Genomic DNA, 21,604 nt, shown 5'->3' with positions numbered 1-21,604 from the left:
GCGCACGCGCAGAGGCCGGGGCCCCGCACCCCCCTCTCTCGGACACCGGCTCTCTCCAGCCCAATTGAGGCGAGAAGGTGACGGGCCGCAGCCGCTCTGGGCAGCCGCACGGGGAGCACGCACGCCCACACCGTTCGAGGCGTCGGGACAGCGTGTGCTACCTTGCCGAGGAATAAGGCCAACAAACGGCCGACAGGCTGGTTTAAACAGTCAAATGTGCCGTAGCGGTACCGTAAGAATACGGTGGCAGTCCATACGATTCGTAACCGGCCGGGGTGCATGCTGGCGGCGCGGCCGGCGGGGAAAGGCTGGCAAGGCGTCATGGGAAAAGGCGTCATGGGAAAAGGCGTCATGGGAATTGGTTTCAGCCAGCGTTCGCTATGGCACGGATCGGGAGGAGACGCCCGGCGCTGGCTCTTTGCGGACCTGGTTCTGGCGGTCCTGCTTCTGGCTGCGCCGATGCCGGCACAAGCCCAGGCGCTGGACCGGGCGCCGGCCATCGCCATGCGCGGCGCGCCGGACCTGCCGCCAACCTTTGCCGCCCTGCCCTATGCCGATCCGAATGCCCCAAAGGGCGGCCATCTGGACCTGTCGCTGCTGGGCACCTTCGACAGCCTCAACCCCTTCATCGTCAAGGGTTCGGCGCCGCTTTTCATACGCAATACCGTGACCGAGAGCCTGATGGCGCGCTCCCTCGACGAGCCGTTCACGCTCTACCCGCTGCTGGCGCAGAGTGTGTCGACCGACGCCGAACGCAGCTTCGTCGCCTTCGCCCTGAACCCCGCCGCCCGCTTCTCCGACGGCACCCCCGTCACCGCCGACGACGTCTTGTTCTCGTTCGCGCTCATGCGCGACATGGGCCGGCCAAACCACCGTCTTTATTACGGAAAAATCGCCAGGGTCGAAGCGCCGGACGCCCACACCGTCCGTTTTACCTTCGCCGAGCCGGACCCGGAACTACCGCTCATCATGGGCCTCATGCCGGTGTTCAAGCAGGCCAGCATCGACCGCGACCGCTTCGAGGAAACCACGCTCACGCCCCTCGTCGGCTCCGGTCCCTACCGGGTCGGGGCGGTGGATGCGGGAGCATCCATCACGCTGGAGCGCAACCCGGACTATTGGGGACGCACCTTGGCGTTCAACCGCGGTCTCTATAATTTCGACCGGATCCGCTACTTCTACTTCAGGGATGCCAACACCGAGTTCGAGGCCTTCAAGAAGGGGCTGATCGACGCCCGCTTCGAGGGCGATCCCGCCCGCTGGGAGACCGGGTACGACTTCCCCGCCGCGCGGGCGGGCGAGGTGGTGAAGGAGCTTATTCCCACCGGAACGCCAAAGCCTTACTCGGCCTTCGTATTCAACACGCGACGCCCGCTCTTCGCCGATCGCCGCGTGCGCCAGGCGCTCATCGAGCTGTTCGATTTCGAATGGCTCGACACGAATTTCTACCACGGTCTCTATCGCCGCACGGCGAGCTTCTTCGAAGGTTCGGAATTATCAAGTTCGGGAGTGCCGGCCGACGCCCGCGAGCGGGCGCTGCTCGCCCCCTTCCCCGATGCGGTGGTGCCCGACGTGCTGGCCGGCACCTTCCGGCCCCCGGTCTCCGACGGCTCCGGCCGCGACCGCGATCGGCTGAAGGCGGCGCTTCAGCTTCTCGACCAGGCCGGGTGGATGCTGCGGCAGGGGGCGCTGGTGAACCGGGAGAGCGGACGGCCGTTCGCCTTCGAGATCATGGTGGCCACCCGCGAGCAGGAGCGCCTGGCCCTCGCCTACCAGAGCCAGCTCAAGCGGGCGGGCATCGCGGCGCAGGTACGGTATGTGGATGCGGTGCAATTCGATGCCCGGCGGGGCGCCTATGAGTTCGACATGATGCCCTATGCCTGGGGCCAGTCGCTCTCGCCGGGCAACGAGCAGGCGTTCTATTTCGGCTCCGCCGCCGCCGACACGCCGGGCACCCGCAATTACATGGGCGCGAAATCCCCGGCCATCGATGCCGCCATCGCCGCCCTGCTGGCGGCCCGCGACGAGGAGGAATATGTGTCCGCCGCCCGCGCCCTCGACCGGGTGCTGGTGTCCGGTGCCTACGGGGTGCCGCTGTTCCACACGCCGGGCCAGTGGCTCGCCCGCTGGACGCGGATCGAGCGGCCCGGTCGCGCTTCGCTCTACGGCACCCTGCCCGAGACCTGGTGGCGGGTTCCTGGCAAGTAGGTTCCCGGCAAGTAGGATTACGCCGGCCGCGCCCGCACGGCGGCGAAGCCAAGGCCGATGAAGGCGAGTAGCACCACGCCCTGCGCCACCGCGAAGGCCGGCGCGCCCGGGGTCGGCGCCACGGCCTGAAGCGCCGGCACCTTGGCAAAGGCCTGGGCAACCGCCACGAACACGAGGAAATAGAGGCTCGCCACCGCCGTGCCGGCATAGATGCCGCGCCAGCGCCCTTCAAGCCCGGCGCTATAACGGGCGTAGATCGCCGGCAGCAGCACGAGAATGGCCACCGCCCCGACCACGTGGGACGGCAGGACGCCGTTGAAGGGAAACAGGAATCCGGTGGCGCTGGTGAGCAAGGCGAGGGCCAGGAAACTGGCCGCCGTGGTGGGCCGGTCCAGGCCACGAACGAGGCCCGCCACCACCGCGATGCCGGCGGCGATGGCAAGGAGGCTGATATAGGTATGGATGCCGGTCAAAGTCGTCGGGTCGAACATGGCTGGCCGCTCCTTCAGGATGTCGCAGCTTAGCAGTGCGTCGCGCCCCCGTATTGGTCGCGCCCCCCGTATAGCAAGATGGACGCCAGCAAGATGGGCGCCGGCAAGATGGGCGGCGGAAGGAAGGGCGGCGGCACAGGCTGGCACGGCCGGGCGTGCGCATTGGCGTCCTTAAGTATTTCCCCCGGCTTCCGCATGGGCACATATCGGCCGCATTTTGTCGCCACGCTCGACAGTGCCTTGCAGGCGGTATGGTTTGCGGGCGATTTGTTCTTCAGATGTTACCGTTTCAAGTGCATCTTTCAGAAGCCGCCGTTGCCGGCGGTCTTGCCGGAACGAGGGAGGAAGAAGGCCACGGTTCGCGCGCCAGCGGTTTAAAACGGAGCAGGTTGCGTTTTGAGGCGGCATCGCGAGGCGATCCCCCCCTGAAGGCAACGCGGTCCGCGTGCGGTCGACAGGCCCAGAGAAATGGATCCTCGAGCCTCTGCCTCTTCCGGCGCAGACGGCTTGGCAGGAGGTATATATATGGCTGGCCTTGGACGCGCCCAGCGCCGCTCCGGCGGTAAGGAAGACACCTTCCGGGACTATGATCTGGATAACGGCTTCGACGTTCCTTTTGATCGGCGGGATACCGCCCGCCCCCGCATCGGCACCAGCACGCGCGGTCGCCCGCCACGTCGCAAGGTGCGCGATGGGCTGCTGCTGTGGCGTGCCCTGGCGCTTTCCGCTTCTGTCCTGATCCTCGGCATGGGCGGCGTGGTTGCCTACCATTCCATCGGTTCCAACCGCCCGGCCCCCGACGGCGCGACCCTCACCGCTGGCGGCGCCAGCGACACCCGCCCGCCAAAAGCCATCGGCCCCAGTACCCCGGATGGCAGGACCCCGGATGGTGGGCACGCGCAGATGTCCACCAAGGTCGCCTCCATCCTCGCTGCCTCCTCGGCCGCGCCGGAGCGGGCCAACGCGCTTCGGGTGGCGGCCGCGAGCCCCCTTCCCGGCCCGGCGGAACCGGCCCCCACGGCCGCCGATTTCGCCCGCCCGGCTTTCCTCGAACCGGTCAGCGGCGACGAGGCGGGCGACGAGGCGAGCCTGCCCGAAGGCGCCACGCAGACCGTTTCCGATACCATGCCGGCGGCCGGCGCCCCCCTTCCCAAGGCCAAGCCCCGGGCCATCGCGATGGCCTCGGCGGATACCGGGAAGGCCGCCGCCGATGACGGCCGCACCGCGCGCATCCGCACCGCCGTCACCCTGCGCTCCGGGCCGAAGCGTTCCGCATCCGTCGTCGGCACGCTGGAGGAGGGCACCAAGGTGACGCTCTATTCCTGCAAATCCTGGTGCGAGGTGTCGTCCGGCGACAAGCGCGGCTTCGTCTACAAGGCGGCCGTGGCGCAATAGGATCAAGGCTGATCGGCCTCACGCCTCGGCGCCGGGAAACTGCGGCGCCGGGGCTCGACTGGCGCGTCTGCCTTCCCGCCATCGGCGCCAAGCTCAAGACAAGAGAATACCTTGTCCGATCAGATTGCGAGGCCGTCCGGTCAACGCGTGCTCTAGAGCATTTCCCCGTTTCACTGAATCGGGGAAATGCTCTAGGTCATTGAGTTTACGCGTTTTCTTTACGCGAACCGGTATCCACTTCGCTCGAAAACGCTCTAGCCCGCGGCTCCGGTTCCGGGTAGCGTCGCGGGAAACCGGACGGACCCGTTGCCCAAGCGCCCCACCAAGCCCCCATCTTCCCCTTCCGCCACCCGACCGCCCAAGGCGCGCGCGGGTAAATCCCGCGCCTCGCGCAAGCAGGCGGCCGCCGAGCATGCGCGGGTGGAGGCCCTGGTGGTCGCCCGCCACGCCACCGGCGAGATGCCCACCAAGGAACAGGTGCTGGCCTTCATCGCCACCCAGAGCGGCGAGGTGGGCAAGCGCGAGATCGCCCGCGCCTTCGGCCTCAACGCGGCGCAGAAGATCGAGCTGAAAAGCCTGCTGCGCGACCTGTCCGAGACCGGCACCGTGGAGCGCAGCCGGCGCCGGCTGCATGTGCCCGGCGCCCTGCCCGGCGTGGTGCTGGCCGACATCGTCTCCCGCGATGCCGACGGCGAGCTGATCGCCGTGCCGGTGGAATGGGACACCGAGACCCAGGGCGACGCCCCGCCCATCCTGGTTCAGGTGCCCCGCCGCGCCGTGGGTCCCGCCCCCGGCCTTGCCGACCGGGTGCTGCTGCGCATCGTGGAAGGCTCCATCGAGCATGGCGTTCCCCATGTGGGCCGCGTCATCAAGGTGCTGGAGAAGGCGCGCAAGCAGACCATCGGCATCTTCCGCGCCGCGCCGGGCGGAGAAGGCGGCGGGCGCATCATCCCCATCGACAAGAAGCAGCTGGGCCGCGAACTCCAGGTGCCCCCCGGCGCCGAGCACGAGGCCAAGGACGGCGACCTCGTCACCGTCGAGCTGATGCGCCAGCGCGTGTTCGGCCTGCCCACCGCGCGGGTGAAGGAGAAGCTGGGCTCCCTCAGCTCCGAGAAGGCGGTGAGCCTGATCGCGCTGCACGCCCACGCCATTCCCCACGTCTTCCCCGAGGCGGTGCTGAAGGAGGCCGAGGCGGCCAAGCCCGTCACCCCGCGCGGCCGCGAGGACTGGCGCGACGTGCCCCTCGTCACCATCGACCCGCCCGACGCCAAGGACCATGACGACGCCGTCCACGCCGTGCCCGACGACGACGCCGGCAACGAGGGCGGCTTCATCGTCACCGTGGCCATCGCCGACGTGGCGGCCTATGTGCGCCCCGGCTCGCCGCTGGACCGCGAGGCGCTGATCCGCGGCAATTCGGTGTATTTCCCGGACCGCGTGGTGCCCATGCTGCCGGAGCGCATCTCCAACGATCTGTGCTCCCTGCGCCCCAGGGAGGACCGCCCGGCGCTGGCGGTGCGCATGGTCATCGGCGCGGATGGGAGGAAGCGCCACCATACGTTCCACCGCATCCTCATGCGCTCGGCGGGCAAGCTGGCCTATGCCCAGGCGCAGAACGCCATCGAGGGGCGCACCGACGACATCACCGACCCGCTGGTCAACGGCGTGCTGAAGCCGCTCTACGCCGCCTATGCCTGCGTGAAGACCGCCCGCGACGCCCGCCAGCCCCTCGACCTCGACCTGCCGGAACGCAAGATCGTGCTGAAGGAAGACGGCACGGTGGACCGCGTGGTGGTGCCGGAGCGGCTCGACGCCCACCGCCTCATCGAGGAGTTCATGATCCTCGCCAACGTGGCCGCCGCCGAGACGCTGGAGGAGAAGAAGACCCCCCTCGTCTACCGCGTCCATGATGGCCCCTCGCTGGAAAAGCTCTCCAACCTGCGGGAATTCCTGAAGACGCTGGACATCGCCTTGGCCAAGATCGACCAGGTGCGGCCCTCCCACTTCAACCGCATCCTCGCGCAGGTGAAGGACACGGACGCCGCCCCGCTGGTCAACCAGGTGATCCTGCGCAGCCAGAGCCAGGCGGAATATGCCTCGGAGAATTACGGCCATTTCGGCCTGAACCTGCGCCGCTACGCCCATTTCACCTCGCCCATCCGCCGCTATGCGGATCTGGTGGTGCATCGCGGCCTGGTGCGTGCCATGGATTTCGGCACGGACGGCCTGCCGCAGGACGCCACCACCGCCACGCTCTCCGAGGTGGCCGCCGCCATCTCCGTCACCGAGCGCCGGGCCATGGCGGCCGAGCGGGAGACGGTGGACCGGCTCATCGCCCATCATCTGGCCGACCAGATCGGCGCCACCTTCAACGCCCGCATCACCGGGGCCACCAAGGCGGGACTCTTCGTCGCGCTCGACATCACCGGGGCCGACGGCTTCATTCCCGCCTCGACGCTGGGGCAGGACTATTACCGCTACGACGAAACCCGGCAGGCCCTGGTGGGCGAGCGGACCGGGGAAATGCACCGCATCGGCGACCGGGTGGAGGTGAAGCTGGTGGAGGCGGCGCCGGTGGCCGGCGCCCTGCGGTTTGAGCTTCTGACCGAAGGCTCCTATGTAAAGGGGCCTCGCGGCCGGCCCGGCCCGCTCCGGCGGGGCGGCGGACCAAAGGGCGGTGCCCGGCAAGGTCCGGCCGGACGGGCCGTCGGCAGTGGCCATCCGGGCCAAAACCCGCAAGGCAGGGGCCCGCAAGGCAAGGGTCCGCAAGGCAAAGGGCGGTCGCGCCCTTAAGTCGCGATCTGACGGGAGTTAAAGGGGTTCGACGGTGACCACGCCTGCGACCATGACGGTAACGAACAAGCTCGCCGGCTCCGGGCCGGGGGATGCGCGGGGCCGTGCGCCGCAGGAGCCGCCCTCGCCGCCCCGCGCCGTGCCCGATGCGCTGCTGCGCGGCGCGCGCGGCCTGTGCCCCGCCTGCGGCGCCGGACGCCTGTTCTCCAGCTATCTCAAGGTCTCGCCCTACTGCCCGGACTGCGACGAGGAGCTGTATCACCACCGGGCGGACGATGCCCCGCCCTATGCCACCATCCTGCTGGTGGGCCACATCGTGGTGCCGCTGATGGTGCTGGTGGAGGAGATGTACCGTCCCGAGGTGTGGGTGCACCTCGTGTTGTGGCTGCCGCTGACGCTGGTGCTCTGCCTCACCCTGCTGCCGCCGCTCAAGGGCATGCTGGTGAACCTGCAATGGGCCCTGCGCATGCACGGCTTCGACCCCCAGAGCGCCGAGCGGGAAGGACCGCCCGACGGAGTGGTCCCCGTGGTGCGCGCTGTCCGGCCCCTCCGCTGAAGTCCCGGCAGCCTTGGCACTCCAGAACATCGCCCCCATAAGCACGCCCCCCAAAAAACGTCCGATGAGCACTGACGCGCAATGACCGACTTCGCCACGCGGCTGACCCAGGCCGAGCGCCGCCAGGACTGGCCCAACGTCCGCCCGAGCGACGCCGCCACCCTCATCCTCATCGACCACAAGGGCCGAAAGCCCCGCGTGCTCATGGGCCGACGCCATCCCAAGCTGAAATTCCTGCCCGGCGTCTTCGTCTTTCCCGGCGGACGGCTGGAGAAGGCCGACCGGACCATGCCGGTCTACGGCGTGCTCGATGCCGACAGCGAGCGGCGGCTGATGACCAGGGTGCAGCGCCCCACTCTCTCCCGCGCCCGGGGCCTGGCCGCCGCCGCCATCCGCGAGATGTACGAGGAAACCGGCCTCTTGGTGGGCACCAAGGACCTCGGCACGCCGCAGGCGCCCTCCACCGACTGGCGCGTATTCGAGGAGCGCGGCGTGTTTCCCGATCTCGGCGCCCTCACCTATGTGGCCCGCGCCATCACCCCGCCGCGCCGGCCCCGGCGCTTCGACACCCGCTTCTTCGCCGCCGATGCCCGCGCCGTCTGCGACGAGGTGACGGGCCTTGTGGGCGAGGACTCCGAACTGGTGGAACTGGCCTGGCTCACCTTCGCGGAAACCGCCGCGCAGGAGCTGCCCACCGTCACCCGCGTGGTGCTGGAGGAACTGGCCCAGCGCATCGAGGCCGGCGCGAGCCCGCGCCTGCCGGTGCCCTTCTACGCCATGCAACACGGGCAATTCGTCCGCACCCTGCTTGATTGATCCCCTTTCCATGCATGCTCCCGACCGGCCGCTGGGCCATATGAGCCGCACGGCCTCCATTGCCGCCGCCATTTCCGCCATCACCGTCGTCGGCGTCGGCATCAGCCTTTCCATTCCGCTGCTGGCGCTGGAACTGGAGGTGCGCGGCATCTCCAGCACCTGGATCGGCGTGAACACGGCCATGGCCGGGGTGGCGACCATCCTCACCGCGCCATTCGTGCCCATGCTGGTGCGCAAGGTGGGGCTGCGGGCGCTGCTGGTGGGCGCCATCGCGCTGGCCGCCGCCAGCCTCGTGGGCTTCAAGGCGGCGCCCTCCTTCCTCATGTGGTTTCCGCTGCGCTTCACCTTCGGCGCGGCCCTGTGCATCCTGTTCGCGGTCAGCGAGTTCTGGATCAACGCCTTGGCGCCGCCCAACCGGCGCGGGCTGATCATGGGCGTCTATGCCACCGCCCTGTCGCTGGGGGCGGCGCTGGGGCCGGCCATCCTGAGCGTGCTCGGTGCCTCGGGCTGGGCGCCGTATCTGGCGGGGGCGGCGGTGCTGTGCCTCGGCGCCATTCCCATCCTGCTGGCGCGGGGAATCACCCCACGCATCCATAATGACGACCATCACGGCGTGCTCACCTTCGTGCGGCGCTCGCCCTCGGCGGTACTGGCCGCTTTGGTGTTCGGCGCGATCGAGACGGCGGTGATGACCTTCCTGCCGCTCTACGGCCTGCGCCTCGGCCTGTCGGAGACCAGCGCCTCGCTGCTGCTGACGGCGGCGGTGCTGGGCAACGTGGCCTTCCAGATCCCCATCGGCCTTGTGAGCGACAAGGTGGACCGGCGCATCCTGCTCCTCGTCTGCTCGCTGGTGGGCGCGGCGGGCGCGCTGACCCTGCCGTTCGTGGCGGTCTCCAGCCCCCTGTTCCTGGCCATGATCTTCCTGTCCACCGGCATCGTGGGCTCGCTCTACACCGTGGGCCTTGCCCATCTGGGCGCGCGCTACCACGGCGCGGACCTTGCGGCGGCCAATGCGGCCTTTGTCATGCTGTATTCGGTGGGCCTCATCGTCGGCCCGCCGGTGGCGGGGCTGGGCATGCGGCTCTACAACCCCTACGGCTTCGCCTTCGTCATCTTCGGCATGCTCGCCCTGTATGCGGCCGTGGTGGCAAGCCGGCTCGCCCTGCGCGCGCGCTGACGGGGGTAGCCGAGATGACGTGTCGGGAACGGGACCCGCCCCGGCCTTGACATTTCAGGCGCTGTGGGAGAGTTTCCGCCCCCACGAGCCGCCGGCACCGGCAGCGCGTCCGTTTTTCTTTTCGCAACCTCACGGTTTTCGCAAACCAGACGGTCGCGCGCCGCACGCGGCACCCAGGGATCAAGACATGGCCAAGGCTGCAACCATCAAGATCAAGCTTCTGTCCACCGCGGACACGGGCGTGTTCTATGTGACCAAGAAGAACTCCCGCACCAAGACCGACAAGATCGTGCTCAAGAAGTATGATCCGGTGGTGCGCAAGCACGTGGAATTCCGCGAAACCAAGATCAAGTGATCCGCTGCGGCGCCGGGCGGCCCGTTCGCCTGCGCCGCGGGATCTGCTGGTCTTAAGGCCTCAGAGCCTTCCAGACGTGAAAACCCATCTAGACATGATTTGGGCGCCATACGGCGCCCTTTTCTTTTGGCGCCGGGCGATCCGATCGCCTGCGCCGTAGGATCTGCTGGTCGTCAGGCCTTAGAGCCATTTGGACCCGAATCCTGCCTGGACATGCCGTGCAAGAGCGCTTTTCGTTCGCACTGGCTCACGGCAATCGCTCTAGATTCTTGTATTGACGCGTTTTCTTCACGCGAACCGGTATCCACTTGGCTCGAAAACGCTCTAGCCACGATTTGGGGGTGACACGGCGCGCTTTCCCTTGAGCGCCGGGCCGTGGGCGGAACGGGATGCGCCGCCGACGATCGCCCTTGGGGTAAGGCCGGTACGTCTCAACTTCGTGCGAGGCCGTGCCCGGAAGCTGATCGCGATGACAAGGCCGGGCAGGAGGACATAGGCGATGATAAAGAACACAAAAGGGGCCATTGCGGCGATCCTAATTTTGTTACCTTAGGTCAGCGGCCTTACCTTACCAGTATGCGGTGATTTAGTACCACCAAAATAATGCACTGCACAACAAAAACTCCGACACACGCCACTCGCTCGCGGCTACAGGGTACCTGTTCAGGGCACCCGGGCCGACGCGCTGCCGCGCCCATGGCCACGCCTCCCGCAAGCGCGTTGCCGGCGTGCGTGGCCATGGGCCTTGTGAACGATGCTGGGGCAAGGGCCGGATAGCCCGCGTGGTCCAACCACCAGAGACAGACCCGATGGAAGGGACAGGCGCGATACCGGAGGGGTAGGTATCCACCGTGTTCGCCGGAGTGCGCGGCGATCAGGCGGGTTCAGGCTGATCGAAACCGGCGCTGGAAGGTAGGCTGGCCGGTGGGGAGGAAGCGGGGAGGCCTCCCGCAACGCTCACCCACCGGCCAAACCCCACGGACCCAGGAGATGCGGCGGACCTGAGCACTCCGCAGGGTTGTCCTGAAGGCGGGAGACACCGGAGCCGCGCAAGCGCAGCACCCCTTCAGCGGCCGTCCGCGACCGTGTCTCTCACGCTGTATCTGCCGAGAATGGAAGACTAGCACATCACGACAAAAGGGAAAGCCGCCGAATCGGTGGGCCGCCGGCTCACCATCCGGGCTCCCTTTTCATGCTCCGCGGGAGGCGGCGGGCGGGTGCGCCTCACCCCCCGGCGAACTGGCGCACCGTCTGGAGAAACTTGGCCACGGAGATGGGCTTGGAAAGGTAGGCCTCGCAGCCGCCGGCGCGGATGCGCTCCTCGTCGCCCTTCATGGCGAAGGCGGTTACCGCCACCACGGGAATCGCCCTCAGCTCCGGGTCGGCCTTCAGCTTGCGCGTCACATCGAGGCCGGAAATCTCCGGCAGCTGGATATCCATGATAATGAGGTCGGGCCGGTGGGCGCGGGCCAGCTCCACGGCCTCGACCCCCGAGCGCGTCTCCACCGTGCGGTAGCCGTGGGCTTCGAGCAGATCGTGGAAGAGCTTCATGTTCAGCTCGTTGTCCTCCACGATCATTACGGTCTTGGCCATCCCATCCCCCGGACCCGCCCTGCGCCGTCCACCCTTCGCAGCCCGCGCGGAACGTGCTGGAATGGGGTGACACCTAGACCCCATTCCTTGCGGAAGCGCAAATGCCCATTCAGGACAAACAAAAAGGCCTCAAGGCGCAGCGCGATGCGGCGCAGGAGGTGGCGACCTCCGCCCTCGCCTTCATCGCCGCCGACGGCGAGCGGCTGGTGCGATTCCTCGCCGAAACCGGCCTATCCCCGGCGACTTTGCGCGAGGCCGCCGCCCGCCGCAGCTTCGGCGCCGGGGTGCTGGCCTTCCTCATTTCCGACGAGGCCATGCTGGTGGCCTTCGCCGCCGAGAAGGGGCTCGATCCCCGGCATGTGGTGGGCGCCCTGGAAATCCTCGCGCCGCCGGTGGACCCCGATGCCACGGTGCGCCGGCCCATGTAGGGCGACCGCAGGTCGCCCTACATCAGCAAAGGCGAGAGCGACCGCAAGTCGCTCGACATCAGCAAAGGCGAGAGCGACCTCCGGTCGCTCTACATCAGCAAAGGTGAGGGCGGCCTCCGGTCGCTCTACATCAGGTGAGACGAGAGCGGCCGCAGGTCGCTCTACGGCAGGAAAAGCGCGAATCGCGCGTCCCGGACAGCCGTCATGAGCACCCCCGGCTTCTGCCGCGACTGCCTTTGCGACGCGCCCCAGACGGGCGGCCCTGCCGGCGATCGCTGCCCGGCCTGCGGCAGCCCGCGCCTGGTGCGGCATCGGGAGCTGGATACGCTGAGCGTCGCCCATGTGGATTGCGACGCTTTCTTCGCCGCCGTGGAAAAGCGCGACGACCCCAGCCTTGCCGACGTGCCCCTCATCATCGGCGGCGGCAAGCGCGGGGTGGTCTCCACCGCCTGCTACATCGCCCGCATCAAGGGCGTGCGCTCGGCCATGCCCATGTTCAAGGCGCTGGCGCTCTGCCCCGAGGCGGTGGTGGTGAAGCCCAACATGGAGAAATACCGCACGGTCGGCCGGCAGGTGCGGGCCATGATGCAGCAGCTCACCCCGCTGGTGGAGCCGCTGTCCATCGACGAGGCCTTCCTCGACCTCTCCGGAACGCAGGCCCTGCACGGCGCCAGCCCCGCCCGGACGCTCGCGCGATTCGCGCGGGCGGTGGAGAAGGAGGTGGGAATCACCGTCTCGGTGGGGCTCGCGGCCAACAAGTTCCTCGCCAAGATCGCCTCCGACCTCGACAAGCCGCGCGGCTTCTCCGTGCTCGGGCAGGCGGAGGCGGCCGGCTTCCTGGCGCCGCGCCCCGTCACCTTCATCTGGGGCGTGGGGGCGGCGTTCGGCGGCAAGCTGGCGAAGGACGGCTTCCACACCATCGCCGATCTCCAGCGCGCCGCCCCCGCCGACCTTGCCCGGCGCTACGGCGCGGAAGGGCTGCGCCTGTCGCGCCTCGCCTTCGGCCTCGATACCCGCGCGGTGGAGCCGGAGCGGGAAGCCAAAAGCGTCTCGGCCGAAACCACCTTCGAGCGCGACATGGGCGCCCTGCGCCCGCTGGAGCAGACCCTCTATGCTTTGTCGGAGGAGGTCAGCGAGCGCCTGAAGCATGCGGGCATCGCCGGCCGCGCGGTGACCTTGAAGCTGAAAAGCGCCGATTTCCGTCTGCGCACCCGCTCGCGCACGCTGGAAGCGCCCACCTGCCTTGCGGCGCGCATCAACGGGGCGGCGCGGGAGCTGCTGGCGAAGGAGGTGGACGGCACCTTGTTCCGCCTCATCGGCGTGGGGGTCTCGGACCTGTGCCCCATCGCCGACGCCGACCCGGCGGACCTCGTGGACACCTCGACCGAGCGGCTGAAGGCGACGGAAAGCGCCGTGGACCAGCTGCGCGCGCGATTCGGCCGCGGCGTCCTCACCCGCGGCATCCTGCTGGATGCCACCACGGACCGGCGCAAGAAGACCTAGAACGCGCGCCCTTCCCGCCAAGCGAGAACTCTGCGAAAGCGCCTTGAGCGGCCGTGCCCCCCCTCCCCCTGCGGGAGAGGGGATGGGGGTGAGGGGACGGCGACGCCGAAAAACGCCTGTCTGCCCATGATCGCAGCGGACCCCTCACCCCGGCCCTCTCCCGCAGAGGGGAGAGGGAGAACGACTTTTTCGAACCGAACGACGTGACCGCCCGGATGCAATGACCCGCTTGACTTACGCTATATCTGAATGAATATAGCTTACACGCAAACACCGCGACGGGAGGCCCCTTCATGGAGCGGGACGACATCATGGGCGAGGACCTCCTCGCCTTCGACGTGGCGGTGGACGGCAGCCGCATCCGCATGAGCTTCAGCCGGCCCGACGGAACCGCGACGGCCCTCAACCTGCCGTCCGACTGCCTCAAGGCCATGGTGATGACCCTGCCCAAGATGATGACCGAGGTGCTGCGCGCCCGGCACAGGGACGACAGCCTGCGCCTTGTCTATCCCGCCCAAATGGTGCGCATCGAGCAGGCGTCTGACCCCCAGACCCTCATCCTCACCCTGTCGACGCCCGATGGCTTCGAGGTGTCCTTCGCCCTCGCCGGGCCGCAGCTGAAATCCCTGGTGGCGGCCGAGGCGGCCCTGCCCCGCGCGCAGGTGGCGCAGGCAGCGAAGGCCACCCGGTTCAACTGACCTCTCCGGGCCGCCGGCCTCCCGGTGGCGGCCCGCTTTTTCTTGCCTCTCCCCCCATCCCCGTCTCTCCCCATCCCCCTCTCAACCTTCTCCCTCTCAACTTTCTCCCTCTCTCGTGGCATGTCGAACGGAGGCCCCGGACACGCACCCCGTGCCCGGGGCCGAACTGTCTCTGCGGTGGTGTCTCGGCTTGAAAAGAGCCGCTTCGACTGGGCACGCTCTGAACCCTCTCCCGCCCGAGGCCGGATGTTTCCGGCCTCGGCTCGTGGGAACCGAACTCGGCAGAAGCCGAGTTCGGGCGGGGGAGGGCAGGGAGGGGGCAGACATTCTCCGCCGTCCCGTCGCCAGTGTTCTGCCCCGGGTGCCGTGCCCCCTCCCCACCCCTCCCCCGCACGCGGGAGAGGGAGCCGGCCGGCTTGCAGTGGGTGAGAAGGAGCAAGGGTCACCGGCGGCGCTTTTCAAACTGAGACACCGCCGTCTTTGTGCCCCGCGCGACAGCCTCAAGCGCGCCTGCTAGACTTGGATTATCGCCCCGCGCCGCCTGCCCAAGGGCGGCTCCGCTTCAGGTTTGTGCATGGCCTCGCTCAGCGTGCGAATCGACCTCGGGCCCAAGCGCATCGGCCCCGGCAAGATCGAGCTTCTGGAGAAGATTGAGGCGCTCGGCTCCATCTCCGCCGCCGGGCGCGCCATGGATATGTCGTACCGCCGGGCCTGGGAGCTGGTGGAGGAGATGAACGGCCTTTTCACCGGCCCCATCGTGACCCCCCGCACCGGCGGCAAGCAGGGCGGCGGCACCCAGCTCACCCCGCTCGGCCATGCGGTGGTGGCCGCTTATCGCACCATCGCGGCCGCGGCCACCGAGGCCACCCGCCAGCAGGTGGCAGCGCTGGAGGCGGAGCTTTCCTCCCTCAGCAGCGCGGCGGAATAGGTCCGCGCCTCAGCGGTTGAGGCTCACGCCCGCGCGGCCCTGAGCGCCGCCGCGGCCGCCACCGGCCCCAGCACCAGCGCGAACAATGTGAGGCCCATGAGCACGCGGAACGGCGTGCCGAACGGCACCGGCCCCACCACCGCCGCCTGTGTGGCCGAGACGGCGAAGATCAGCACCGGGATGGCGAGGGGTATAACCAGCACCGCGATCAGGAGCCCGCCGCGCCGGAACGCGCCGGCAAACGCCGCGCCGATGAGCCCGAGGAAGGTGACGGCGGGGGTTCCCACCAGCAGGGTCAGCACCACCGCGCCGATGGCGGCGGGCTCCAGGTTCAGCATCAGCGCCAGCACCGGGGCGGCGAGCACCAGCGGCAGGCCGGTGGCGAGCCAGTGGGCAAGGCCCTTGGCCGCCGCCGCCAGTTCCAGAGGCAGGGCCGACAAAGTGAGCGCGTCCAGCGAGCCGTCCTCCACATCAGCGGCGAACAGGCGCTCCAGGCCGATAAGGCTCGCCAGCAGCGCGCCGATCCACAGGATGGCCGGGCCGATGCGGGCCAGCAGCACCAGGTCCGGCCCCACCGCGAACGGCATCACCGTGACCACGCTGAGGAAGAACACCACGCCGAGCCCCGCCCCCCCGCCGGAGCCGAGGGACAAGGCGAGGTCACGCCGCACGATGGCGAAAAAGGCGGCCATCATGGGCGCAGGCTCCGAGAGGGGGGATGGGTGCGGGGTCCACCGCCGCATCGGCGGACAGCCGGGAACTTTGATCGCGCCCACGCCGGACGGTGTGCTCCAGCCTCGACCACGCTGCCCCCTCCCAACCCTCCCCCGCAAGCGGGAGAGGGCTTTGACCCTGCGTGCGCCGGGCAGGGTGTGGGAGCAAGCGCCGCCCTGCCCCCTCTCCCGCTTGCGGGGGAGGACTGGGGAGGGGGCAAACACCGCAGATGGGGAGCCGACAGTTGCACGGTATCCCGAAGCCCACGCCCGCCAACCCCACCCGGCCGTTCCACATCCACGCCGCGCATCAGCCCATGCCCCCCAGCCTGAGTTCATCCACATCGCCGAGGTCGAGCGGCGCGTGGGTGGCGGCGATCAGGATGCCGCCGCCCGCCAGATGGTCCCGGCCGAAGGCGGCAAAGCGCGCCTGCGCCTTCACGTCCAGCGCCGTGGTGGGCTCGTCCAGCACCCACACCGGCCGGCGCGAGACCAGCAGGCGGGCGATGGCGAGGCGCCGCTTCTGCCCGGCGGAGAGCACCTGCGCCCGCAGGCCGCCGAGGCCGCCAAGGCCCACCTCCTCCAGCGCATCCTCCACCGGAAGGCCCGAGGGTCCCAGCACGGTGCGCCAGAAGGCCAGATTGGCCCGGACGGTGAGCGCGCCCTTCACCGCATCCTCGTGGCCGAGATAGTGAATATGCTCGCCCACCGCCGCGTCGGCGGCCTCAAGGCCCGGACCGTCAAGGCGCACCTTGCCTTCGCTCGCCCCGAGCAGGCCCGAGAGGATGCGCAGCAGGGAAGATTTGCCCGCCCCGTTCGGCCCCACCACCAGCAGGGCCCGCCCGGCCCGCGCGGTCACGTCCAGATGCTCGAACAGGAGTTTGAAGCCTCTGCGGCAGGCCAGCCTTTCACCCACCAGAGCCGACACCGCCATTGCCCCGCGCCCCCTGCTTATGGTGCATTGCACATTGAATGCTGTTATCGCATGACCGCGCTTTGAAATGGCTCTATAAAGCCCCCGAACCGCGCCGTCCAAGATGGGAAAGCCCGCTTCCCCATCTTCGGCGACGCTACCTCGGTCGATCATCGAACCGGAGTTATCGCACGTGACTTCTCTCGACAGCTTCAAGTGTCGTACAACCCTGACGGTAGACGACAAGGAATACGTCTATTACAGCCTTGAGCTGGCGGAGAAGAACGGGCTCCCGGGCGTCTCCGCCCTGCCCTTCTCCATGAAGGTGCTGCTGGAGAACATGCTGCGCTTCGAGGATGGCCGTTCCGTCACGAAGGAAGACGTGCTCTCCGTCGCCGACTGGCTGAACAATCGCGGCAAGGCGGAAAAGGAAATCGCCTACCGCCCCGCGCGCGTGCTGATGCAGGACTTCACCGGCGTCCCGGCGGTGGTGGACCTTGCCGCCATGCGCGACGCCATGGTGGCCCTCGGCGGCGACCCGGCCAAGATCAACCCGCTGGTCCCGGTCGACCTCGTCATCGACCACTCGGTGATCGTGAACTTCTTCGGCACCGACAGCGCGCTGAAGAAGAACGTGGACGAGGAATACAAGCAGAACCAGGAGCGCTACCGCTTCCTGAAGTGGGGCCAGAGCGCGTTCGACAATTTCCGCGTCGTGCCCCCGGGCACCGGCATCTGCCACCAGGTGAACCTCGAATACCTGGCGCAGACCGTGTGGACCCGCAAAGAAGAGCTGGACGGCAAGACGGTCACCGTCGCCTATCCCGACACCCTGGTGGGCACCGATTCGCACACCACCATGGTCAACGGCCTGGGCGTGCTGGGCTGGGGCGTGGGCGGCATCGAGGCCGAGGCGGCCATGCTCGGCCAGCCCATTTCCATGCTCATCCCCGAGGTGATCGGCTTCAAGCTGTCCGGCAAGCTGAAGGAAGGTATCACCGCCACCGACCTCGTGCTCACCGTCACCCAGATGCTGCGCAAGAAGGGCGTGGTGGGCAAGTTCGTGGAGTTCTACGGCTCGGGCCTGGAACACCTGTCGCTCGCCGACCGCGCCACCATCGCCAACATGGCCCCGGAATACGGCGCCACCTGCGGCTTCTTCCCGGTGGACCGCGAGACCATCGACTATCTGGAAGAGACCGGCCGCAAGGAAAGCCGCTACGACCTGGTGGAGAAATACTCCAAGGCCCAGGGCATGTGGCGCAAGAAGGACACCCCCGATCCGGTGTTCACCGACACCCTGGAACTCGACCTCGACACCGTGCTGCCGTCCATGGCCGGCCCCAAGCGCCCGCAGGACCGCGTGCTGCTCTCCGAGAGCAAGACCGGCTTCCTCGCCGCCCTGGAAGGCGAGTTCAAGAAGCCCGGTGAGGCGTCCAAGCGCGTTCCCGTCGCCGGCACCGACTATTCGGTGGGCCATGGCGACGTGGTGATCGCCGCCATCACCTCCTGCACCAACACCTCCAACCCCTCCGTGCTCATCGCCGCCGGCCTGCTCGCCAAGGCCGCGGTGAAGAAGGGGCTGAAGTCCAAGCCGTGGGTGAAGACCTCGCTGGCGCCCGGCTCGCAGGTGGTCGAAGGCTACCTGAAGGCCGCCGACCTGCAGGACGACCTCGACAAGCTCGGCTTCAACCTGGTGGGCTTCGGCTGCACCACCTGCATCGGCAATTCCGGCCCGCTGCCGGAGGCCATCTCCGAGGCGATCAACAAGAACGACCTCGTGGCCGGCGCCGTCATCTCCGGCAACCGCAACTTCGAAGGCCGCGTGAACCCGGACGTGAAGGCGAACTATCTCGCCTCCCCGCCGCTGGTGGTGGCCTATGCGCTGGCCGGCTCGCTGCAGATCGACCTCACCACCGAGCCGCTCGGCACCGACAAGAGCGGCGATCCCGTCTATCTCAAGGATATCTGGCCCTCCAACAAGGAAGTGGCCCAGTATATCCGCGAGAACGTCACCAAGAAGATGTTCAAGGAAAAGTATTCCGACGTCTTCAAGGGCGACGAGAACTGGCAGAAGATCGCCATTCCCACCGGCCAGACCTATGCCTGGCAGGATGCCTCCACCTATGTGCAGAACCCGCCCTACTTCGTCGGCATGACGAAGGACCCGGTGCCGGTCACCGACATCATCGATGCCCGGGTCATGGGCCTGTTCCTCGACTCCATCACCACCGACCACATCTCGCCGGCCGGCTCCATCAAGCAGGCCTCCCCGGCGGGCCAGTACCTGATCGAGCATCAGGTGCGCCCGGTGGACTTCAACCAGTACGGCACCCGCCGCGGCAACCATGAAGTGATGATGCGCGGCACGTTTGCCAACATCCGCATCAAGAACCAGATGGTGCCGGGCGTGGAAGGCGGCGTGACCATCCATTATCCGGACGGCGCCCAGCTGCCCATCTACGACGCGGCCATGCTGTACCGCTCCGAGGGCGTGCCCCTGGTGGTGTTCGCCGGCAAGGAATACGGCACCGGCTCGTCGCGCGACTGGGCGGCGAAGGGCACCAAGCTGCTCGGCGTGCGCGCCGTGGTGGCCCAGTCCTTCGAGCGCATCCATCGCTCGAACCTGGTGGGCATGGGCATCGTGCCGCTGGTGTTCAAGGACGGCGAGAGCTGGCAGACCCTCGGCATCAAGGGCGACGAGATCGTCACCCTCAAGGGCATCGAGGGCGACCTCAAGCCGCGCCAGACTCTGACCGCCGAGGTCAAGTTCGCCGACGGCTCGGTGAAGAACGTGGACCTCATCTGCCGTATCGATACGCTGGACGAGCTCGACTACTTCCGCAACGGCGGCATCCTGCCCTACGTGCTGCGCTCGCTCGCGGCCTGATCTGCGCCGGCCTGTGCCGGTGACACGCGACGGCCGGCCCGGACACCTCCGGGCCGGCCTTTTCATGGGGAGCCCACAGTGCGGGCCCACACCCGTGCCGTTTTTGCTGCCATGGCGTTTTTGCTGCCCTGCCGTTTTTGCTGCCCTGCCGTTTTTGCTGCCCTGCGTTTTTGCTGCCCTTGCGGGACCGATCCCGGACATTTCTCCGGCCAGCCGTGCACCCCATTGTGACTGGTGCCGCTCCCCCGCCTCGGTTATTCCCGAAGCCGTTCCCCTTGCCGAAAGCTCCTATTGCGCACCATGACCTTCGCTCGCACCACCCTCGCGCTTCTGCTCGCCCTGGCCGCCAGTCCGGCCCTGGGACAGAGCCAGCCGAAGACCGTGGTGGAGCTGTTCACCAGTCAGGGCTGCGCCTCCTGCCCGCCCGCCGACGCCCTCCTCACCGAGATCGCCAAGGACCCGCAGGTGCTCGCCCTCACGCTGGCGGTGGACTATTGGGACTATGTGGGCTGGAAGGACACGCTGGCGCTGCACGGCCATTCCCTGCGCCAGAAGGCCTACGCCGATCAGCGCCCGGACCGGAAGGTGTTCACCCCTCAGATGGTGGTGGATGGCACCCTGTCCGCCAAGGGCAGCGACCGCGCCGCGGTACAGCGCGCCCTGATCACCGCGCGCGGTGCCGGTGGCCTCACCGTGCCGGTGACGGTGAGGCGCGACGGCGATGCCATCGAGATCAGCCTGCCCGAGAGCCCGGCCGCCGCCAGCGGCGCGGACCTGTGGCTGTGCCCGGTGATCCGCAATCAGACGGTGGCCATCGGCCGCGGCGAGAATGGCGGGCGCAACGTGACCTATGCCAACGTGGTGCGCGGTTGGGTGCGGGTCGCCATCTGGCAGGGCGATGCCCGGCGCTATCGCGTGGCGCTCAAGGACGTCAGCCGGGAGGGCGTGGATTCCGTGGCGGTGCTGGTGCAGACCGGCAGCCCGAACATGCCCGGCCCCATCATCGGCGCCGCCTTCCTGCCCCTGGGCGACTGATCCCGTCCCGTTAGCCGCGGGTAGAAACCCGAATCCTCATCGCAGCCACGCAAAGGAAGTCCGCCCGAAAGGCGGCCTGTTGGCACGCAAAAAAGAAGGCCGCCTGGAAAGGCGGCCTATTGGGGGTCTGATGTCGGTGCGTAGCAGTGGCCGGTCCGCGCGCACCCCGGGGGGCTGGGGGGCTGGGATACCGGAGCGCTTCGCGAACCGGCCCTGCTACGCGATGGAAGATCGCGCCGGGGCGCGGCGCGCGATTGACCGAATTTCGGCGAGACTGTGATTTCAGTGACGTTGCCGTGATCTGTACTAAATTACCTCTTCGTCAAAAGCGACAGTCGGCTACCAATTGGCCTTGAAAGGCGTCCCGCCGGGGGTGATCATGGTCGGGAACACGGGCCTGCACCGTCCCGCCCGCCGCTGGTGCGTCTTGTGGAGCGCGCACCGGCGGATCCGGCATCCGGCAGAGGCCGCGACACAGGAGGCCCGATGGGAGACGCTGAACCCATAATCCTGTCGCGCCGCGGCGCCATTTCGGTCCAGCCCGCGGCCTCATCCCCGGTCCCGTTGAAGATCACCTTCGACCGGCGGGAACTCGACCGCATCCTCGACCTTTACGGGCGCATGGTGGCGCAGGGCGAATGGCGCGACTACGCCATCGACTTCACCCGCGACAAGGCGGTGTTCGCCGTCTACCGCCGCGCCATGGACATGCCCCTCTACCGCATCGAGAAGGACCCGCGCCTCGCCCGGCGCCAGGGCATGTATGCGGTGATTTCCCAGACCGGCCACATCCTAAAGCGCGGCCACGAACTGCCGCGCGTCCTCGCCGTGCTGGAAAAGCCGCTGAAGGCGATCTGAGGGGGCGGCTGTCTTTTCAGGGTCCCCGCAGCTCTGCCCCCTCCGCAGAGATCCGCACGGGTGGAGAGGCACCAGCCCCCACCCTGCCCTCCCCCGCAAGCGGGAGAGGGTTCACACCGTTCCCGGCGGCGAGGCTCGGACAGCGGTGAGATGGACCCCCCGGTCGAGCCGGAGGGCGACGATGGTGCGAAACGGGTGGAGAAGTGCCGGCCCCCCTCTCCCGCGTGCGGGGGAGGGTTGGGGAGGGGGCAGAG

Annotated in this window: 19 protein-coding genes; 15 read left to right on the top strand and 4 right to left on the bottom strand. The window is 68.2% G+C overall.

The window, feature by feature from the left end:
- Positions 1 to 459: 459 nt before the first annotated feature.
- Positions 460 to 2,208, top strand: a complete 1,749-nt coding sequence (locus V5F48_RS06030) for an extracellular solute-binding protein (protein WP_394257961.1) — start codon at positions 460 to 462, stop codon at positions 2,206 to 2,208.
- A gap of 17 nt (positions 2,209 to 2,225) precedes the next feature.
- Here the strand turns inward: V5F48_RS06030 and V5F48_RS06025 are convergent, their stop codons facing one another.
- Positions 2,226 to 2,699 carry a hypothetical protein gene (locus tag V5F48_RS06025; protein ID WP_394257960.1) on the bottom strand — a complete coding sequence of 158 codons (474 nt, stop codon included), beginning with the start codon at positions 2,697 to 2,699 and terminating at the stop codon, positions 2,226 to 2,228.
- A gap of 78 nt (positions 2,700 to 2,777) precedes the next feature.
- Between V5F48_RS06025 and V5F48_RS06020 the strand changes: the two genes are divergently transcribed.
- The 7 genes from V5F48_RS06020 to rpmG all read left to right on the top strand — a co-directional run bounded on the left by V5F48_RS06020 (position 2,778) and on the right by rpmG (position 9,791).
- Positions 2,778 to 3,077 carry a hypothetical protein gene (locus tag V5F48_RS06020; RefSeq protein ID WP_394257959.1) on the top strand — a complete coding sequence of 100 codons (300 nt, stop codon included), beginning with the start codon at positions 2,778 to 2,780 and terminating at the stop codon, positions 3,075 to 3,077.
- A gap of 147 nt (positions 3,078 to 3,224) precedes the next feature.
- Entirely contained in the window at positions 3,225 to 4,094 is an 870-nt protein-coding gene (locus V5F48_RS06015) for an SH3 domain-containing protein (protein WP_394257958.1), read from the top strand.
- Between the two features lie 459 nt (positions 4,095 to 4,553).
- Entirely contained in the window at positions 4,554 to 6,887 is a 2,334-nt protein-coding gene (gene rnr / locus V5F48_RS06010; RefSeq protein ID WP_394258069.1) for a ribonuclease R, read from the top strand.
- Positions 6,888 to 6,921: 34 nt separating this feature from the next.
- On the top strand, positions 6,922 to 7,443 hold the full coding sequence (locus V5F48_RS06005; protein WP_394109879.1) for a DUF983 domain-containing protein: 522 nt from the start codon (positions 6,922 to 6,924) through the stop codon (positions 7,441 to 7,443).
- Between the two features lie 81 nt (positions 7,444 to 7,524).
- Entirely contained in the window at positions 7,525 to 8,259 is a 735-nt protein-coding gene (locus tag V5F48_RS06000; protein ID WP_394257957.1) for an NUDIX hydrolase, read from the top strand.
- Positions 8,260 to 8,269: 10 nt separating this feature from the next.
- A complete protein-coding gene (locus V5F48_RS05995) occupies positions 8,270 to 9,436 on the top strand; it encodes an MFS transporter (RefSeq protein ID WP_394257956.1) in 1,167 nt (388 codons plus the stop codon).
- A 187-nt stretch (positions 9,437 to 9,623) separates the two neighbouring features.
- Positions 9,624 to 9,791, top strand: coding sequence for a 50S ribosomal protein L33 (gene rpmG, locus V5F48_RS05990; RefSeq protein ID WP_282642566.1), 168 nt, complete (start codon positions 9,624 to 9,626; stop codon positions 9,789 to 9,791).
- 1,224 nt (positions 9,792 to 11,015) lie between these two features.
- Here the strand turns inward: rpmG and V5F48_RS05985 are convergent.
- Positions 11,016 to 11,384 (bottom strand): response regulator, encoded by a 369-nt coding sequence (locus V5F48_RS05985; protein WP_149577534.1) that lies wholly within the window; start codon positions 11,382 to 11,384, stop codon positions 11,016 to 11,018.
- Between the two features lie 101 nt (positions 11,385 to 11,485).
- On the opposite strand from V5F48_RS05985, the gene V5F48_RS05980 reads away from it, so the two are divergent.
- The 4 genes from V5F48_RS05980 (at position 11,486) to V5F48_RS05965 (ending at position 14,941) form a co-directional block, all read left to right on the top strand.
- Positions 11,486 to 11,812 (top strand): DUF3572 domain-containing protein, encoded by a 327-nt coding sequence (locus tag V5F48_RS05980; RefSeq protein ID WP_394257955.1) that lies wholly within the window; start codon positions 11,486 to 11,488, stop codon positions 11,810 to 11,812.
- A 204-nt stretch (positions 11,813 to 12,016) separates the two neighbouring features.
- A complete protein-coding gene (locus tag V5F48_RS05975; protein ID WP_394257954.1) occupies positions 12,017 to 13,315 on the top strand; it encodes a DNA polymerase IV in 1,299 nt (432 codons plus the stop codon).
- Positions 13,316 to 13,608: 293 nt separating this feature from the next.
- Entirely contained in the window at positions 13,609 to 14,013 is a 405-nt protein-coding gene (locus tag V5F48_RS05970) for a hypothetical protein (protein ID WP_394257953.1), read from the top strand.
- A 574-nt stretch (positions 14,014 to 14,587) separates the two neighbouring features.
- Entirely contained in the window at positions 14,588 to 14,941 is a 354-nt protein-coding gene (locus tag V5F48_RS05965; protein ID WP_394257952.1) for a winged helix-turn-helix domain-containing protein, read from the top strand.
- A gap of 23 nt (positions 14,942 to 14,964) precedes the next feature.
- Here the strand turns inward: V5F48_RS05965 and ccmB are convergent, their stop codons facing one another.
- Both ccmB and ccmA read right to left on the bottom strand, forming a co-directional pair.
- Complete coding sequence (gene ccmB, locus V5F48_RS05960) at positions 14,965 to 15,633, bottom strand: heme exporter protein CcmB (protein WP_394258068.1); 669 nt, start codon at positions 15,631 to 15,633, stop codon at positions 14,965 to 14,967.
- Between the two features lie 331 nt (positions 15,634 to 15,964).
- Positions 15,965 to 16,588 carry a heme ABC exporter ATP-binding protein CcmA gene (ccmA, locus tag V5F48_RS05955; protein WP_394257951.1) on the bottom strand — a complete coding sequence of 208 codons (624 nt, stop codon included), beginning with the start codon at positions 16,586 to 16,588 and terminating at the stop codon, positions 15,965 to 15,967.
- Between the two features lie 172 nt (positions 16,589 to 16,760).
- On the opposite strand from ccmA, the gene acnA reads away from it, so the two are divergent.
- From acnA to V5F48_RS05940, 3 genes are all read left to right on the top strand, one after another.
- Positions 16,761 to 19,457 carry an aconitate hydratase AcnA gene (gene acnA, locus V5F48_RS05950; RefSeq protein ID WP_394257950.1) on the top strand — a complete coding sequence of 899 codons (2,697 nt, stop codon included), beginning with the start codon at positions 16,761 to 16,763 and terminating at the stop codon, positions 19,455 to 19,457.
- Positions 19,458 to 19,757: 300 nt separating this feature from the next.
- Positions 19,758 to 20,492 (top strand): DUF1223 domain-containing protein, encoded by a 735-nt coding sequence (locus V5F48_RS05945; protein WP_394257949.1) that lies wholly within the window; start codon positions 19,758 to 19,760, stop codon positions 20,490 to 20,492.
- A gap of 486 nt (positions 20,493 to 20,978) precedes the next feature.
- A complete protein-coding gene (locus tag V5F48_RS05940; RefSeq protein WP_394257948.1) occupies positions 20,979 to 21,350 on the top strand; it encodes a DUF2794 domain-containing protein in 372 nt (123 codons plus the stop codon).
- Positions 21,351 to 21,604: the final 254 nt, after the last annotated feature.

Origin of the sequence: Xanthobacter autotrophicus ATCC 700552, assembly GCF_043194565.1 — a bacterium.
Taxonomy (GTDB): domain Bacteria; phylum Pseudomonadota; class Alphaproteobacteria; order Rhizobiales; family Xanthobacteraceae; genus Xanthobacter; species Xanthobacter autotrophicus_F.
This window is presented reverse-complemented; position numbering and strand designations above follow the sequence as displayed.